Consider the following 244-nt stretch of genomic DNA (forward strand, 5'->3'; position numbering starts at 1 on the left):
CGGCGCGTCCAGAATCTAAACGCACTGTCAGTGATGTAGTGACGACCGAGAAAATCAAGGAGGTACACAAGGACAACTACGGTGTTTACGGGGCCAGGAAAATCTACGCAGCCCTGAACCGTGCCGGCCACAAAGTCGCGCGGTGCACGGTGGAGCGGCTGATGCGCCGGGCCGGGCTGCACGGGGTACGGCGGGCCAAGGGACCTCGTACGACTGTGCCAGGGCCCTTGTCCCAGCGGCCGGC

At 63.9% G+C, this 244-nt stretch carries 1 pseudogene; it reads left to right on the forward strand.

The annotated features are described in order from the left end of the window. Positions 1 to 74: 74 nt before the first annotated feature. Positions 75 to 244, forward strand: a pseudogene (locus AAGW05_RS18645) (IS3 family transposase); the annotation flags it as partial.

The sequence above is a fragment of the Arthrobacter sp. LAPM80 genome, from assembly GCF_046736435.1.
In the GTDB taxonomy this organism is placed as follows: domain Bacteria; phylum Actinomycetota; class Actinomycetes; order Actinomycetales; family Micrococcaceae; genus Specibacter.